Source organism: Aeromonas molluscorum 848 (assembly GCF_000388115.1).
In the GTDB taxonomy this organism is placed as follows: Bacteria; Pseudomonadota; Gammaproteobacteria; order Enterobacterales; family Aeromonadaceae; genus Aeromonas; species Aeromonas molluscorum.
Window position 1 is genome coordinate 1 of sequence record NZ_AQGQ01000022.1, and the last position, 13,513, is coordinate 13,513.

At 57.9% G+C, this 13,513-nt stretch carries 13 protein-coding genes; 6 read left to right on the forward strand and 7 right to left on the reverse strand.

Annotated features, from left to right (window positions below; genetic code table 11):
- Window positions 1–99: 99 nt before the first annotated feature.
- Window positions 100–384: a NadS family protein gene (gene nadS / locus G113_RS05505; RefSeq protein WP_005895145.1), complete on the forward strand. Its 285-nt coding sequence runs from the start codon at window positions 100–102 to the stop codon at window positions 382–384.
- A 779-nt stretch (window positions 385–1,163) separates the two neighbouring features.
- On the opposite strand, the gene G113_RS05510 is transcribed toward nadS, so the two are convergent.
- From G113_RS05510 to acuR, 3 genes are all read right to left on the reverse strand, one after another.
- Window positions 1,164–1,463 carry a hypothetical protein gene (locus tag G113_RS05510; protein WP_005895148.1) on the reverse strand — a complete coding sequence of 100 codons (300 nt, stop codon included), beginning with the start codon at window positions 1,461–1,463 and terminating at the stop codon, window positions 1,164–1,166.
- A gap of 1,431 nt (window positions 1,464–2,894) precedes the next feature.
- On the reverse strand, window positions 2,895–3,878 hold the full coding sequence (gene acuI, locus G113_RS05515; RefSeq protein WP_005895150.1) for an acrylyl-CoA reductase (NADPH): 984 nt from the start codon (window positions 3,876–3,878) through the stop codon (window positions 2,895–2,897).
- 49 nt (window positions 3,879–3,927) lie between these two features.
- A complete protein-coding gene (gene acuR / locus G113_RS05520; RefSeq protein ID WP_005895152.1) occupies window positions 3,928–4,563 on the reverse strand; it encodes an acrylate utilization transcriptional regulator AcuR in 636 nt (211 codons plus the stop codon).
- 863 nt (window positions 4,564–5,426) lie between these two features.
- Between acuR and G113_RS05525 the strand changes: the two genes are divergently transcribed.
- The 3 genes from G113_RS05525 to G113_RS05535 all read left to right on the forward strand — a co-directional run bounded on the left by G113_RS05525 (window position 5,427) and on the right by G113_RS05535 (window position 8,436).
- A complete protein-coding gene (locus G113_RS05525) occupies window positions 5,427–5,957 on the forward strand; it encodes a phosphatase PAP2 family protein (RefSeq protein WP_040318942.1) in 531 nt (176 codons plus the stop codon).
- 229 nt (window positions 5,958–6,186) lie between these two features.
- Window positions 6,187–6,783, forward strand: coding sequence for a cytochrome b/b6 domain-containing protein (locus G113_RS05530; protein WP_005895158.1), 597 nt, complete (start codon window positions 6,187–6,189; stop codon window positions 6,781–6,783).
- A 39-nt stretch (window positions 6,784–6,822) separates the two neighbouring features.
- Window positions 6,823–8,436 (forward strand): phosphoethanolamine transferase, encoded by a 1,614-nt coding sequence (locus tag G113_RS05535; RefSeq protein ID WP_005895161.1) that lies wholly within the window; start codon window positions 6,823–6,825, stop codon window positions 8,434–8,436.
- A gap of 66 nt (window positions 8,437–8,502) precedes the next feature.
- Here the strand turns inward: G113_RS05535 and G113_RS05540 are convergent, their stop codons facing one another.
- The 4 genes from G113_RS05540 to G113_RS05555 all read right to left on the reverse strand — a co-directional run bounded on the left by G113_RS05540 (window position 8,503) and on the right by G113_RS05555 (window position 10,794).
- Window positions 8,503–8,751, reverse strand: coding sequence for a GlsB/YeaQ/YmgE family stress response membrane protein (locus G113_RS05540; protein WP_005895165.1), 249 nt, complete (start codon window positions 8,749–8,751; stop codon window positions 8,503–8,505).
- 119 nt (window positions 8,752–8,870) lie between these two features.
- Complete coding sequence (lpxH, locus tag G113_RS05545) at window positions 8,871–9,608, reverse strand: UDP-2,3-diacylglucosamine diphosphatase (RefSeq protein ID WP_005895168.1); 738 nt, start codon at window positions 9,606–9,608, stop codon at window positions 8,871–8,873.
- A gap of 72 nt (window positions 9,609–9,680) precedes the next feature.
- On the reverse strand, window positions 9,681–10,307 hold the full coding sequence (locus G113_RS05550; RefSeq protein WP_005895171.1) for a DUF4269 domain-containing protein: 627 nt from the start codon (window positions 10,305–10,307) through the stop codon (window positions 9,681–9,683).
- Window positions 10,297–10,794 carry a peptidylprolyl isomerase gene (locus G113_RS05555; RefSeq protein ID WP_005895174.1) on the reverse strand — a complete coding sequence of 166 codons (498 nt, stop codon included), beginning with the start codon at window positions 10,792–10,794 and terminating at the stop codon, window positions 10,297–10,299. Before G113_RS05555 ends, G113_RS05550 begins: the two co-directional genes overlap by 11 nt.
- Window positions 10,795–11,144: 350 nt before the next feature.
- Here G113_RS05555 and cysS point away from each other — a divergent pair, with 350 nt between their 5' ends.
- Both cysS and G113_RS05565 read left to right on the forward strand, forming a co-directional pair.
- Window positions 11,145–12,521: a cysteine--tRNA ligase gene (gene cysS, locus G113_RS05560; protein WP_005895176.1), complete on the forward strand. Its 1,377-nt coding sequence runs from the start codon at window positions 11,145–11,147 to the stop codon at window positions 12,519–12,521.
- Window positions 12,522–12,624: 103 nt separating this feature from the next.
- The gene (locus tag G113_RS05565) at window positions 12,625–13,245 is read left to right on the forward strand and encodes a hypothetical protein (RefSeq protein ID WP_005895179.1); all 621 of its coding nucleotides are present in this window, start codon (window positions 12,625–12,627) and stop codon (window positions 13,243–13,245) included.
- Window positions 13,246–13,513: the final 268 nt, after the last annotated feature.

Below are 13,513 nucleotides of genomic sequence, written 5' to 3' on the forward strand. Positions count from 1 at the left end.
TAGTGCTCGCTTATGCCAAAAATGAGAAAGATAGCCTGACATCGGCAGAGAAAGCCGATTTGAAGCGCTTGACCACGTTACTGAAAGGCGAGGTTTAACATGAACATGTTTGACGAATTGAAGGCTTCCCTTGAGGAGGCTGTTGAGATTAAGCAGGGCCGTCTTGAGCCTGCCGTGAGAACTCGCTACGAGGTTGCTGACGTCAAGGCTATTCGCCTCGCGCTTAATGTCTCTCAGCAAGAGTTTGCTCAGGCTCTTGGGACGAGTGTTGATACTGTTAAAAGTTGGGAGACCCGACGTCGGAACCCGACTGGACTGGCCGCGAAGGTATTGACGCTTATGCAAGAAAAGCCGGATCTCTATCGAGAATTAGCCACGCACTGATGTGGTATTGAGCGAGGTAGAGTGAAGAGGCCCCAGGCAGTGGGGCCTCTAATGACTTGCAAGATTTCAGTTATCCGTTCAACCCTAATGACATCTAACTAGCTGAAACAAAAAGCTTTCCAGTTAATCCAAAGCAATCGCGCAGATCCTGTTCGATCGTCAAAACTCCCACGAAAAGTACGTTTCACCCTATATATTCAATGAGTTACGTTTTCGCCTCTGCTCTCCAGAGCCCTTCTAAACTGTAAAAACCCTTCAAAAAAGATCCTTCTGTGCAGATCATCAACGCCCTGCGGATCCTTGGTGTGGCGCGGTCTGGGCCTATGGTTTTGCGATAATCCACTTTTGCAAAAAGTTTTAGCGAGGCACCGCGCAGGCGGGAGCGGATGAGCGCGGACTCCGTGGCGCAGGCGCGCCCGTGGGCTTTCCGTCGGGCGAAGTGGCGCCTGTGGGACTGTATTGGATATGATGCAGCACTACCTGATGCAATCCTTCCATGCGGCATTTCCTGGCCATGGGCAGGTGATGTCAGGCAGCCAAAAGAAGGCCCCATATTGTGGGGCCTTCTTGCGTTGATGGGTTACTCGATGATGGAGGATAGCTGACTGGTCAGTTGTCCGCTCGCTGTCTCTGGCTGTTGCGGGCGTTGCCCAGCCCCATCCAGGTGTGCGGCACGTCCAGGTGCTGCAGCTCTCCGGCAATGGGTCTAGGCCCACAGTGTTCCAACACTAAATTCACAACTAGGCCCCCTATTACCCATATCAGCAGTAATTCAGAACTCAGTATTTGTACTTGATTATCAAATAGACAGCGATGCAAGCGACCATAGGCACAAGCCAGTCTAGCAAGCTCGCCATATCCCAAACCCGCAGGTCAAAACCTCCCCACCATGGCATATTGGCGCGCTTGCCATGACCTAACATGGTGATCCAGCGATACTCGGCTTGCGTATGCTCACGAGCGATGAACCAGAGGCAGCCCAGGGCTCCTCCCACCCCCCACAGGCTATAGCGGGTGCCGATAATGGTCTGTCCTGCAACAGCCATCAGTGCGTGGTAAACCGGTGAGATATCGGGCATATACACCTTACTTAAAGTATGTGGTTCGCTTGTCGAAGAGACATTGTCAAAGCGTCCAGTTTGCTGGAAGGGTTGGGCCTGCTCCCCCGTAATGAAAACACAGTCGCTTGTTGCTACGATGGCGGACAGGTCAACGGTGGCGGGCCAGAGAGTACAACCAATCAGTTTCGTATGTTTGTCTAGTCTGTGGTTGGCGGGGGGCACCGACCCTGACACGGCTACCTGCAGGTTAGAATCTGTCAGTGATGCCTGTGGAGCATCCCCTTCGTGGCAATTGCAACTGCGGTCACGCCTGAGTTGCTGAGATCAATTTTGGAGACGACTCCGCTGCCGGCGAATCGAACAGAATGATATCGCAAGCGGATACGTCGGTAAAAACGGTGCTGGGTTGCCTAGGGGGTGAACAGTATGCCTGCCCTTCGCGTGGCTGGTAGCGGCTGAGATCACATCATGGATCACCCGGCCATGGTGGAATCTATTGCCGGTTTTCAAAGGAGGCGTAATCCAGAGTTATGGCGAGCCTGTTGGACAGGTCAGAGCTGAAACCCTCGGCTATTACATTATGTGGCCCAATGACGAGACCAGTAAACTCGGGGGCTCGCGGCACACTGATGAGAAAATAGGTATTTGAACCATTCTCAATGCCAATCTGCCTGATATTGGAGATGCGGATAGTTTCTGGCCGCGGAGGCCGGGGCTAGGCTCCCGCACGGATGTGGGCCACCACATACCCTAGGTGTTCTCAGGTTCAGGTTGATAGCATCAACCTGATGCCACCAAAATAAGGCGCCGCCGTAGTCTGGGCGAGTATCGATGGGACGCAGTTTATCGCTGAACAGTGAGCTACTCATATTTCAAGCCATAGGTAACACCACGCCCTGTGAGCAAGATAGGCATCCATTTCGATAGATGTTTGTTGCCATTAAGATCAAAGACTGACGAAGAAGGCTGGCGATAGCGGCCTTTTTGTTTTTTCCTCAGTGTTCACTTCTTATCCACACAGATTGATTCTGGCAGTTCGTCCAGCTCCACTTGGCGTTACTGGCGGTGACCCTGGTCGCTGAGGTCGTGGACTGCCTAGGGCACAGAGCCGACATTTATCTTGGTAGTTTCACATTCGCCGTTGAAAGGTATGCTTTTCCAAGTCCAAGTCCAAGTCCAAGTCCAAGTCCAAGTTGGGGCGCCATCAACGAATGCAATGAACTAAGGCCATTCAAGGAGGGCCTCAGGTTTTTCTGCTTAGGGGGATGGACATCGGTCCATATTGTGTTGGCCACTGCCGAGCCGAGCCGAGCCGAGCCGAGCCGAGCCGAGCCGAGCCGAGTAGGGGGATCAGACAAGTGAACGCCTCCTTGTGGCGTCAGGTCGAGAAGAGAGGATGGCGAAGTGGTTGAACACCCAGGCGGGGACGTTGCCCGCCTGGGGTTGGGATCAGCCTTGGATGTTGACCACTATCCGGCCGCGTACCTGACCCGCCAGGAAGGCGTCACCTTGCGCGACGGCCTGGGAGAGGGGGATTTCCTGGGTGAGGAGGTTGAGGCGCTCGATGTCGAGATCCTCGGCCAATCTGTCCCATGCTTGATGGCGCAGGGAGAGAGGGGCCATGACGCTGTCTATGCCACAAAGCGTCACGCCACGCAGAATGAAAGGCATCACGGTAGAGGGGAAGTCCATGCCGCCAGCCAGTCCGCATGCCGTCACGACGCCGCCGTAGCGGGTCGTCGCGCAGGCATTGGCCAGGGTGTGGCTGCCCACGGTGTCCACGACGCCAGCCCAGCGCTCCTTGCCAAGGGGGCGACCCGGTTCGGACAGCTCGCTGCGGTCGATCACTTCTGCCGCGCCCAGTGACTTGAGGTAATCCGCTTCGGCGAGACGCCCGGTGGAGGCGACGACTCGGTAGCCCAGCTTGGCCAGCAGGGCAATGGCCACACTGCCAACGCCGCCATTGGCGCCAGTGACCAGAATGCTGCCATCTCCCGGAGTCACGCCGTGCTTTTCCAGCGCCAGTACGCAGAGCATGGCGGTATAACCGGCCGTGCCAATGGCCATGGCCTCCCGGGCACTGAAGCGAGGGGGCAGGGCAACCAGCCACTCTCCCTTGACCCTGGCTTGTTCGGCCAGCCCACCGCAATGGGTTTCACCGACTCCCCAGCCATTGAGTACCACCTTGTCGCCAGCCTGCCAATCGGGGTGGCTGCTCTCCAGTACTGTGCCCGCGAAGTCGATCCCCGGGATCATGGGGAACTTGCGTACCACCGGGGATGCCCCCGTCAGTGCCAGGCAGTCTTTGTAATTGAGCGATGACCACTCAACGGCCACAGTGACATCCCCCTCGGGCAACGTCTCCTGGGCGATGGCCTGGTAGGTGGCGCGATAGCCCGCCTCATCTTTCTCAATCAGGATACCCTTGAACATCTGTGTACTCCCTTAATTGGACTCGTTGGTTATTAATAAACGGTAAAAATCAGGTCGCTATCTTCATGAAAAATTGCAGGAAAGAGATCATGGGCTCGGTGCTCCTCACCAATCTTGCCCGCAGCACAGCCCCCTCCCAACCGATCCAGAACACATGAGCAAGGGCCGCGCAGTCGGTCTCTGCGGCCAGATCTCCCGTGGTCATGGCGTCCTTGAGCGATTGCGCGAGCAGCGCCTCCCAGGCGCAGAGGATCTGCTCGAGGCGCAGACGCAGTGCAGGTTCGAGCTGGACGACCTCTTGACCCAGGTTGCCGATGAGACAACCGCGTTTGAAATCAAACCTCTCCATACCCCGGCAGGCGCTATCGACGAAGGTTGCGAGCCTGGTCAGGGGGGGTTGGCTGCCATCCCCCAGATAGCGGGTCAGCTTGGCGCAGAAGTAGCGGTGATAAGCATCCATCACCGCCAGGGTGAACTCACTCTTGTTGGCAAAGTAGTGATAGAAGGAGCCTTTGGGGATCTGGGTGGATCTGAGCACCTCATCTATGGAGGTGGCACTGATGCCCCGCTCGGTCAGCAACTCCATGCCACGGCGGATCAGCAGGTCACGGGTGTCTGCATAGGATTGCCCGTGGAGGGCAGGGCGGCCACGGGGGCGGCGCGGAAGTGAGTCATTTGTTTGCATAGGGAGTTATTAGACGCCTCAACTAGAAATAGATCAAGCCGTAATAAACGTGTGGATATAGCCAGTGGAAGCGACAGCCTCGGGTTGTATGACAGGGGTCAGCTCTGGCTGGGCTGGGCATTAACGTGATGATCAGATGCCAGGCTCACCACGGCGGTCAGATCCCTTGCCGACTATCTGGTTTTGCACCATTCATTTAGCAAGCATTTGATTTTAAATGTTTTGATTTTTAATCGGCAACGTAGCCGGACGATGTTCATCCCCTCATCGGCTCAATAGGGATGGAACATACCCGGCAGGAGGCGACCTATGGCCAACTGACATGCTGGACAGGCAGTGGGATGGCTGAGGCCTGAATGTATTTATTTGGGTCTTAAGCCTCCCTTAAGAATGCTTGAGCATAGTGAGCAGCATCAACAAGAAACACGGGCTGCCGACGATGACGCCAGATTTTCATCATACCGCTTGTGATAGCCCTCTTGCCGCAGGCTGCCGGGCTGATCAGATCCAGACAGCTGTTTCTGTTCGGATGCTGCCTGTCTCCTGGATCAAGGCTGCCTCAGGAGCACGGCCTGGTTGTCGATGGACGCCTTTGAACGCGATCGCCAGCCACTCTCATGGCGCCTCCGATATCCGCAAGATGCCGCCCATCCCCCAAGGACCTCCACTCCTCATCCCTTGATCAGGTGCGAGCCTGGCCTGAAAGCCTCTCAATAACGACCAGACGAGTCTCTACCCGGCTGCAGCCCGCTATTGGCCAGCGATATCGATCCCATCCGCAGGGCATGGCGACCAAGAACACAACATAGATGAAAATGGCCGGTTCAATGACGGAACCGCCAAGCCAACAAGGAATATCAAGGATGAAAAGAACAGTGATGATGCTGTGCCTTGGCGCAGCCCTGTGCCAAGGCGCCTGGGCCAGCAGTGCATTTGAAACCTATGGCGACATAGCCCAGTTTGCCATTCCCCTGGCCGCGCTCGGCATCTCCTGGTCCAAGGATGACTATGAAGGGATGCGTCAGCTCGGTTACTCGGCGGCCGCGACCGAAGGGACAGTGCTGATCCTGAAAAATACCGTTGATGCCACGCGCCCCAATGGCGGCGCCAAGAGCTTTCCTTCGGGCCATACGGCGCTGGCGTTCAGCGGCGCCAGCTATTTGCAACTTCGTTACGGTTGGCAGTACGGCGTACCGGCCATCATTGCCGCCAGTGCCGTGGGCTGGTCACGGGTCGATGCCAAGCAGCACTACTGGCGTGACGTGATAGCCGGGGCGGCCATCGCCTCGGGGTTAAGCTATCTGATCACCACGCCCCAGCAGACCGAGCTTGCCGTGTTTCCGACCATGTTGCCCGATGGGGCGACCGGCATAGGTCTGAGTTATCGCTACTGATCTCAGGGAGGGCAGCCCTTGATTGGCGAGGGTGACGAAGATGCGAGCGGGCCTTAAGTTTTCCTTAAGTCTCATCCGGCATCATGGTTGCCGAGTCATCAGGACGCCAAGCCACCCTCAACGAGGTGCTATCTCCCATATTGTAAAAATATAATTATTAATTAGCTGGCTTCAAATGTACCCTCTTCCCGTTGGTGGAGGGATCCGCTGACAAGGTATGGATGCTGTGATGAAACCTAATCAACTTGTGTTTGTGTGGGACGGGGTCGTGCGGCTCTTCCATTGGGCCACGGTACTGCTCTGCATGCTCAACTTCTTTGTGGTCAAGGAGGGCGGTCGCTATCACAGATACATTGGCTACACCCTGGCGGGTCTGCTGCTGATCAGGATCATCTGGGGATTTGTCGGGGGGCACTATGCCAGATTTGGGCAGTGGTGGCCGACCCCAACGCGGGTAAAGAGTTATCTGGCCGCCTTGAAGCGAGGGGAGCATCCATATTATCTGGGTCATAACCCAGGGGGCTCCTTGATGATCCTCATCATGCTGGTCGGGCTGATAGGGACAGTGGTGACCGGGCTCATGACCCGCTACGAGTCTATCTTTGGCGATGATCTGCTGGAGGAGATCCATGGTCTGTTCGCCAACGGTTTGCAGTTTGCCATTCTGATCCATGTGCTGGCCGTGGTCTTCACCGATCTATTGACCAAGGGGGATCTTATCCGTGCCATGGTGACGGGGTGCAAGCGGGTGCCGGAAGAGACCTTGTGTCAGGATGTCAAACCGGATGCGCCTAGCAAGGCCAATATAGATAATTCCAATAAATAACAATAACTAACTTGTTTTTTCAGGCAATCGGGACAATAAATGCAATTGAAATTTGGTGTTGTTAAGCTGGTATTGATATTGGCTTTCGCGTTCGCCTTTATCTTGAATTGGTCGATTTTGATCCACTTCTATACCATTTTATCCACTCTGGAGCACTTCAAGCTGGGCTTTGCCATCTCCATTCCGCTGGTATTGGTGGCAGCCCTGAATGTCGTGTTCATGCCCTTCTCGTTCAAGTATCTGCTCAAGCCCTTCTTTGTGTTGATGTTTCTGCTCGGTTCCCTCGCCAGTTATGCGATGATCCGGTACCGGGTGCTGTTTGACTACGGAATGATCCAGAACATTTTCGAAACCAACCCCGGGGAGGCGAGCGCCTACCTCAACCCGACGCTGCTGTTCTGGTTGCTGCTGACCGGTGTGGTGCCTTCACTGCTGCTACTGCGCACTGAGATCATCTATCCGGCCAGCGGGTGGCGTGGTCTGGGGCAGCGACTGTTGTCGATGACCATCTCCCTGGTGCTGGTCGCCGGGGTGGCGGCACTTTACTACCAGGATTACGCCTCTGTGGGACGCAACAACCCCACCTTGAATCGCGAGATAGTGCCGGCCAACTTCGTCTATGGCACCTTCAAATATGTGAAAAATACCTATCTCACCAAGCGAGTACCCTTTGCCACCCTAGGTGAGGATGCCCGCCAGGTCGCCCGGGGTGACAAGCCGACCCTCCTGTTTCTGGTAATCGGGGAGACGGCGCGCAGCAGCAATTTTGCGCTCAATGGCTACGACAGGCCGACCAACCCCTTCACCGAGCAAGAACCCGGGCTGGTCTCTTTTCGCCATGTGAGTTCTTGCGGCACGGCAACCGCCGTGTCAGTGCCCTGCATGTTCTCGAACATGACCCGCAAGACCTTTGACGGCAGCAAGGCGAGCAATAGCGAAGGGCTGCTTGATGTGGTTCAGCACGCCGGGGTCTCCGTGTTTTGGAAGGAGAATGACGGCGGCTGCAAAGGGGTTTGCGATCGGGTGCCGAACATGGTGGCAGATCCCAAGCTAAATCCGGACTTCTGCCGTGGTGAGACCTGTTTCGACGAAGTGCTGCTCAAAAATCTCGATCAGGAGATAGCACAGATGAAGGAGGACAAACTGATAGGATTTCATCTCATCGGCAGCCATGGCCCCACCTATTATCTGCGTTATCCCGACGCACAGCGTTTCTTTACCCCAGATTGCCCCCGTAGCGACATAGAGAACTGCAGCAATGAAGAGCTGCTCAACACCTATGACAATACCATTCGCTATACCGACTATGTGGTTGCCAAGTTGATTGCCAAGCTCAAGCACTATGAGCAGGATTACAACGTGGGCCTGATCTATCTGTCCGATCATGGCGAGTCGCTCGGCGCCATGGGCCTCTATCTGCACGGTACCCCCTACAAGTTCGCACCGGACGATCAGACCAAGGTACCGATGTTGAGCTGGCTCTCGCCGGGATTCCTGGCTCACAAGGGGATCGACATGGGGTGCCTCAAGCAAGCCGCGGCCAGCAAACGCTACTCCCAGGACAACCTGTTCCACTCGGTGCTGGGGCTGCTCGGCATCAGCACCAGAGTCTACGATCCCGTGCTGGACATCTTCGCCACCTGCCGCCGTTGAGCACAGTGACCTGCCAATAAAAAGGGCGCCCCGGGGCGCCCTTTTTACCTGCCATAGCCTGTCGGCTCAGTTGGCCATCTTCTTGTAGACAAAGAGCACCAGCAGCGCGCCGACCACGGCGATGACCAGGCTGGGGAGGTTGAAGCCAGTCACAGTGCCCATGCCGAGCAGGGTGCTGACGTAGCCCCCGACCATGGCACCGACCACCCCCAGTACCACCGTCATGATAAAACCGCCGCCATCTTTGCCCGGCATGATCCACTTGGCCAGTATGCCCACGATCAGACCCAGCACAATCCAGGAGAAGAATCCCATGACAAAATCCTCATCAATGTTTGGAAGTGAGACTATAGGCCCAAATGTCACCTGATCACAGCTCCCCAGCGGGGCATGAGCCAGCAATCGTCGGACTCATGGGCCGTTAACAGCTTAGATCATGGGGTTTGATGTGGCAGGGAGCGCTGTTCGAGATGCTGGCCACTGGGCTTGCACACCAGGATAGATCCCTGCTCGAACCAGTCTCCCAGCACGATGCGGCGGGCGCTGCGTTTGCCGAGGCGAAAATCGTGAATGGCGGGCCTGTGGGTGTGACCGTGGATCAGCAACTGGCAGTCGTGGGCCTTCATCATGTCCGCGACGGCTTGCTCGGTGACATCCATGATGGTCTGGGGCTTATGGCTGTTTTGCTGCTGGCTCTGGCCCCGCAGCTTGCCCGCTATCTTGCGTCTGCGCGCCAGGGGCAGGCGCAGAAAGAGCCAACGTAGCCACGATAGCTGGGTGATGCGGCGAAACTTCTGATAATCGAGGTCCTCGGTGCAGAGCAGATCGCCGTGGCTGAGCAGGGTACGGGTGCCGTAGAGATCGATGATGCAGGGATCGGGCAGCAGCATCATGCCAGCCCGTTTGGCAAAGCCCTTGCCGAGCAAGAAATCGCGATTGCCGTGGATGAAATAGAGCGGCACACCGCGTTTGCTCAGGGCCAGGAAGGCATCGGCCACCTGGTTGTGGAGCGGGCAGGGATCGTCGTCGCCAATCCAGAACTCGAACAGATCGCCGAGTACATAGAGGGCATCGGCCCCCGGTGCCTCCTGTTGCAGAAACTGGATCAGGGCCGCCGTCATGTCGGGGCGGGCGCTGCAAAGATGAAGATCGCTGATAAAGAGGGTGCTCATGGGGCCCTATTGGTGAAGGTCATGGCGAAACGCCGGGTAAAGGATTGAAAAAGGAGTGTCAGCTCCCGGGTATCAAGGCGAGGGCCAGTGTAACAAGCCAAGGTCACTCCCTTCCAGCGCCAGCAACCCTTGATAGGGATCGCCCGGCAGCGCCAGCAGCTGACAGATGGCCGCTTCCCCCTTGAGCCCCTGCGCCAATCGCAGCGCCAGCACGGCGCGGTAGAAGTCGATGCCCAAGTGCTCAAGCAGCGCCGCCATCAGGCTGAGATGACGCCAACCGTGCAAAGATTCAATGGGCCGGGGCGTGACATAGAGCTCGATGGGCCAGGATTGGCCGTCTGGGCCGATGAGGTGCTGCTCCAGCAGCCAGATGTCGCGGCCATGCCAACCCTGTGCGGCGAGGCGGGTGGCAAGGCTGGCCGGATCCGGATGCTGGCAAATCACATCGAGGTCGCTGCCGGGCCTGTCCAGACCGATGGTCAGGGTGCTGACCAGGGCCACGTCTTGGCAGATGGTCTGCAAGGCTGGCCAGAGGCCACGTTCGGCCAGCAGGGCATGGGCCGATCGCTGGCGGTCATTGCCGAGCGCCAGATAATCGATGCGGCGCCAGTCAGCGCCAGATTGGCCGCGCGCAGATGGAAAAACTGCGGCCAAAGCCGCAGTGATGTCATCGCGCAAAAGGCAGCAATCAGTCAGCAAGGGTGACCTTGGTGATGACCACATCTTCTACCGGCACGTCTTGATGCATACGGCCGGAGTTGCCGGTCTTGACGCCCTTGATCTTGTTGACCACGTCCATGCCGGCGGTCACTTCACCAAATACGCAGTAGCCAAAGCCCTGGGTGGTGGCGGATTTGAAATCGAGGAAGTCGTTGTTGCTGACGTTGATGAAGAACTGGGCGCTGGCGGAGTGCGGCTCGGAGGTGCGGGCCATGGCGATGGTGCCGACCTTGTTGGACAGACCGTTGGCCGCTTCGTTCTTGATGGGGGCGCGAGTCTCTTTCTCGTCAAAACCGGCGGCGTAGCCACCGCCCTGGATCATGAAGCCGTCGATGACGCGATGGAAGATGGTGTTGTCGTAGTGACCATCACGGCAGTATTGCAGGAAGTTGGCCACGGTTTGGGGGGCTTTTTCGGCGTTCAGGGTGAGGGTGATGTCGCCGTGGTTGGTGTGCAGAGTAACCATGATATGTCCTTTATTCTGTCGGGTGAAACATTGGGCATGTGACCGGGCCCGGAGGCAGTCACAGGCAAGCTTTCATCTAGGGGCAAAAATAGTGGCCGCAATTCTAGCCTATCGCAGCCCCCGGGCAAAGCCGCAAGGGCGCTCTCATTGCACAAGCCTGCGTCAATCTTGGGGGCGCGCCCAGGCCATATGCTCCTTTTGGCCGGTTCTTCGCCGACATGGCCGTCAATTGGCGAAAAAGCAGGCTGAACGGGGCAAAAAGGCCAGGCGCGCGCCGGGCCTCGGCTCGTTTTCTGACGGGGATGCGGTTAGAATGGCAGACCATTTCACTCACAGGCAGTGGTTCATCGATGCTGAAGATATACAACACACTCACTCGTCAAAAAGAAGAATTCAAACCCATCCACACCGGCAAGGTGGGCATGTATGTGTGTGGTGTCACTATCTATGATCACTGTCACATCGGCCATGGTCGCACCTTCGTCGCCTTCGACGTGGTGGCCCGTTACCTGCGCTACAGCGGCTACCAGCTCAACTATGTGCGCAACGTCACCGACGTGGATGACAAGATCATCAAGCGCGCCGCCGAGACCCAGGTGACTTGTGACGACCTGACCGATCGCCTGATCGGTGACATGCACCAGGATTTTGATGCCCTCGGCATGGTGCGCCCGGACGTAGAGCCCCGCGCCACCCAGCACATCCCCGAAATCATCGACATGGTCGAAGCATTGATCGCCCGGGATCACGCCTACGTGGCCGACAACGGCGACGTCATGTTCATCGTCAACTCCTACGCCGACTACGGTCGTCTCTCGGGTCAGGATCTCGATCAGCTGCAAGCCGGTGCCCGGGTCGACGTGGTCGATGCCAAACGCAACCCCCTGGACTTCGTGCTGTGGAAGATGTCCAAGCCCGGCGAGCCGACCTGGGAGAGCCCCTGGGGCCCGGGTCGTCCCGGCTGGCACATCGAGTGCTCCGCCATGAACTCCAAGCACCTTGGCAACCACTTCGACATCCACGGCGGCGGCTCTGACTTGCAGTTCCCCCACCACGAGAACGAGATCGCCCAGTCCTGCTGCGCCCACGAGGGCGAGTACGTCAACACCTGGATGCACAGCGGCATGGTGATGGTGGACAAAGAGAAGATGTCCAAATCCCTCGGCAACTTCTTCACCATCCGCGATGTGCTGGCCCACTATGACGCCGAGAGCGTGCGTTACTTCCTGATGTCCGGCCACTACCGCAGCCAGCTCAACTACTCGGAAGATAACCTCAAACAGGCCCGCGCCGCCCTGGAGCGCATGTACACCGCCCTGCGCGACCTGCCGGTCGCCGCCGCCGCCGGTGGCGACGAGCAGGTGGCCCGCTTTGTTGATGCCATGGACGACGACTTCAACACCCCGGAAGCCTACTCTGCCCTGTTCGATCTGGTGCGCGAGATCAACCGCCAGAAGGCCGAAGACATGAGCGTGGCCGCAGGCCTGGGTGCCCGTCTGCGCGAACTGGGCGCCGTGCTCGGCATTTTGCAACAAGACCCGGATGCCTTCTTGAAGGGTGGTGAAGCGGACGAAGAGGTTGCCGAGATTGAGCAACTGATCGCCCAGCGTAACCAGGCCCGCGCCGACAAGAACTGGGCTGCCGCAGATGCCGCGCGAAATCGTCTCACCGAGATGGGAATCGTGCTGGAAGACAGCGCCGGCAAGACCAGCTGGCGCCGCGCCTGAGGCTCGCCGGTTGATGACCTGACGCAGAGCGCAGCCCTTGGGCTGCGCGTTTTTTTTTTCAGGGCGCTCCGTCCATGCAATCGAACATAAGGAAGATGGCACCATGAAGATACCTGGCTGGCCCTTGCTGGCGTTTGCCTTGTCTGTTCCGGCCCATGCCGGCACCGCCACCAGCGGAGTGCTGGAACCGACGGCCAGTGCCCGCGCCAAGGTGGCCGAGTTTCTGGTCTGGGAGCGCAGCGTCAAACCGAGCGGCCTCTATCAGGCAGACCTGGGCGGTGCGTTGCCCAACATCGTCTCCCCCGAGCTGCTCTGCCTGCTCAATGCCGCCTCCAAAGCGCGGGAGATAGCCACTCGCGAAACCCCGGACGAGAAGCCCCCCTTTGTTGAGGGCAACCCCTTCCTGCCCAACGCCTGGGATCATCTGCTGGGCTCGCAGATCCTCTCGTCCAGCCCGATCCCGGGCCATCAGGGGGAGAGCAAGGTCAAGGTGCGCTTCACCTTTGGCGAGCCGGGCACCCCGCTCGACGCCACCAGCGGCACCTACCGTTTTGTCAGCACCTATCAGGTGAAGGAGGGGCCCCAAGGCGCCCGCATCACCGACATCGATGCTGGCGGCAGCTGCGATTTCTGCCAATCCGGCAGCCTGCGCGCCGCCCTCGTTGATACGCTCGCCGCCTATCCCGCCGCAGGGGCAGCTCAGTGCAAGGGGTTGGCGAAATAGGGCTTTGGCTTGGGTCAAAGCGTGTTTGGGGAATAGAAATAAAAACCGCAGCTCAAGGCTGCGGTTTTTGATTGTGCCCTGCCGTGAAGCCACGGCATCCTTCGGTCAGATCCCCTCGCCCCTTGGGGGAGAGGGCCAGGGTGAGGGGAGCTAACGTCATTCCCCGTCTCGTCCAATGGAGCGGACGGAGCGCCGCAGACGGCACTTTGGTCTACGCCATCCCTGGCTTCGGTCAAAGCCCGCTTCGAACTTCCCTGTTCTCGCGCCA

Coding starts and splice junctions, on each gene's coding strand:
- nadS (WP_005895145.1), top strand. CDS start 100: ATGAACATGTTTGACGAATTGAAGGCTTCCCTTGAGGAGGCTGTTGAG.
- G113_RS05510 (WP_005895148.1), bottom strand. CDS start 1,463: ATGCCCGATATCTCACCGGTTTACCACGCACTGATGGCTGTTGCAGGA.
- acuI (WP_005895150.1), bottom strand. CDS start 3,878: ATGTTCAAGGGTATCCTGATTGAGAAAGATGAGGCGGGCTATCGCGCC.
- acuR (WP_005895152.1), bottom strand. CDS start 4,563: ATGCAAACAAATGACTCACTTCCGCGCCGCCCCCGTGGCCGCCCTGCC.
- G113_RS05525 (WP_040318942.1), top strand. CDS start 5,427: ATGAAAAGAACAGTGATGATGCTGTGCCTTGGCGCAGCCCTGTGCCAA.
- G113_RS05530 (WP_005895158.1), top strand. CDS start 6,187: ATGAAACCTAATCAACTTGTGTTTGTGTGGGACGGGGTCGTGCGGCTC.
- G113_RS05535 (WP_005895161.1), top strand. CDS start 6,823: ATGCAATTGAAATTTGGTGTTGTTAAGCTGGTATTGATATTGGCTTTC.
- G113_RS05540 (WP_005895165.1), bottom strand. CDS start 8,751: ATGGGATTCTTCTCCTGGATTGTGCTGGGTCTGATCGTGGGCATACTG.
- lpxH (WP_005895168.1), bottom strand. CDS start 9,608: ATGAGCACCCTCTTTATCAGCGATCTTCATCTTTGCAGCGCCCGCCCC.
- G113_RS05555 (WP_005895174.1), bottom strand. CDS start 10,794: ATGGTTACTCTGCACACCAACCACGGCGACATCACCCTCACCCTGAAC.
- cysS (WP_005895176.1), top strand. CDS start 11,145: ATGCTGAAGATATACAACACACTCACTCGTCAAAAAGAAGAATTCAAA.
- G113_RS05565 (WP_005895179.1), top strand. CDS start 12,625: ATGAAGATACCTGGCTGGCCCTTGCTGGCGTTTGCCTTGTCTGTTCCG.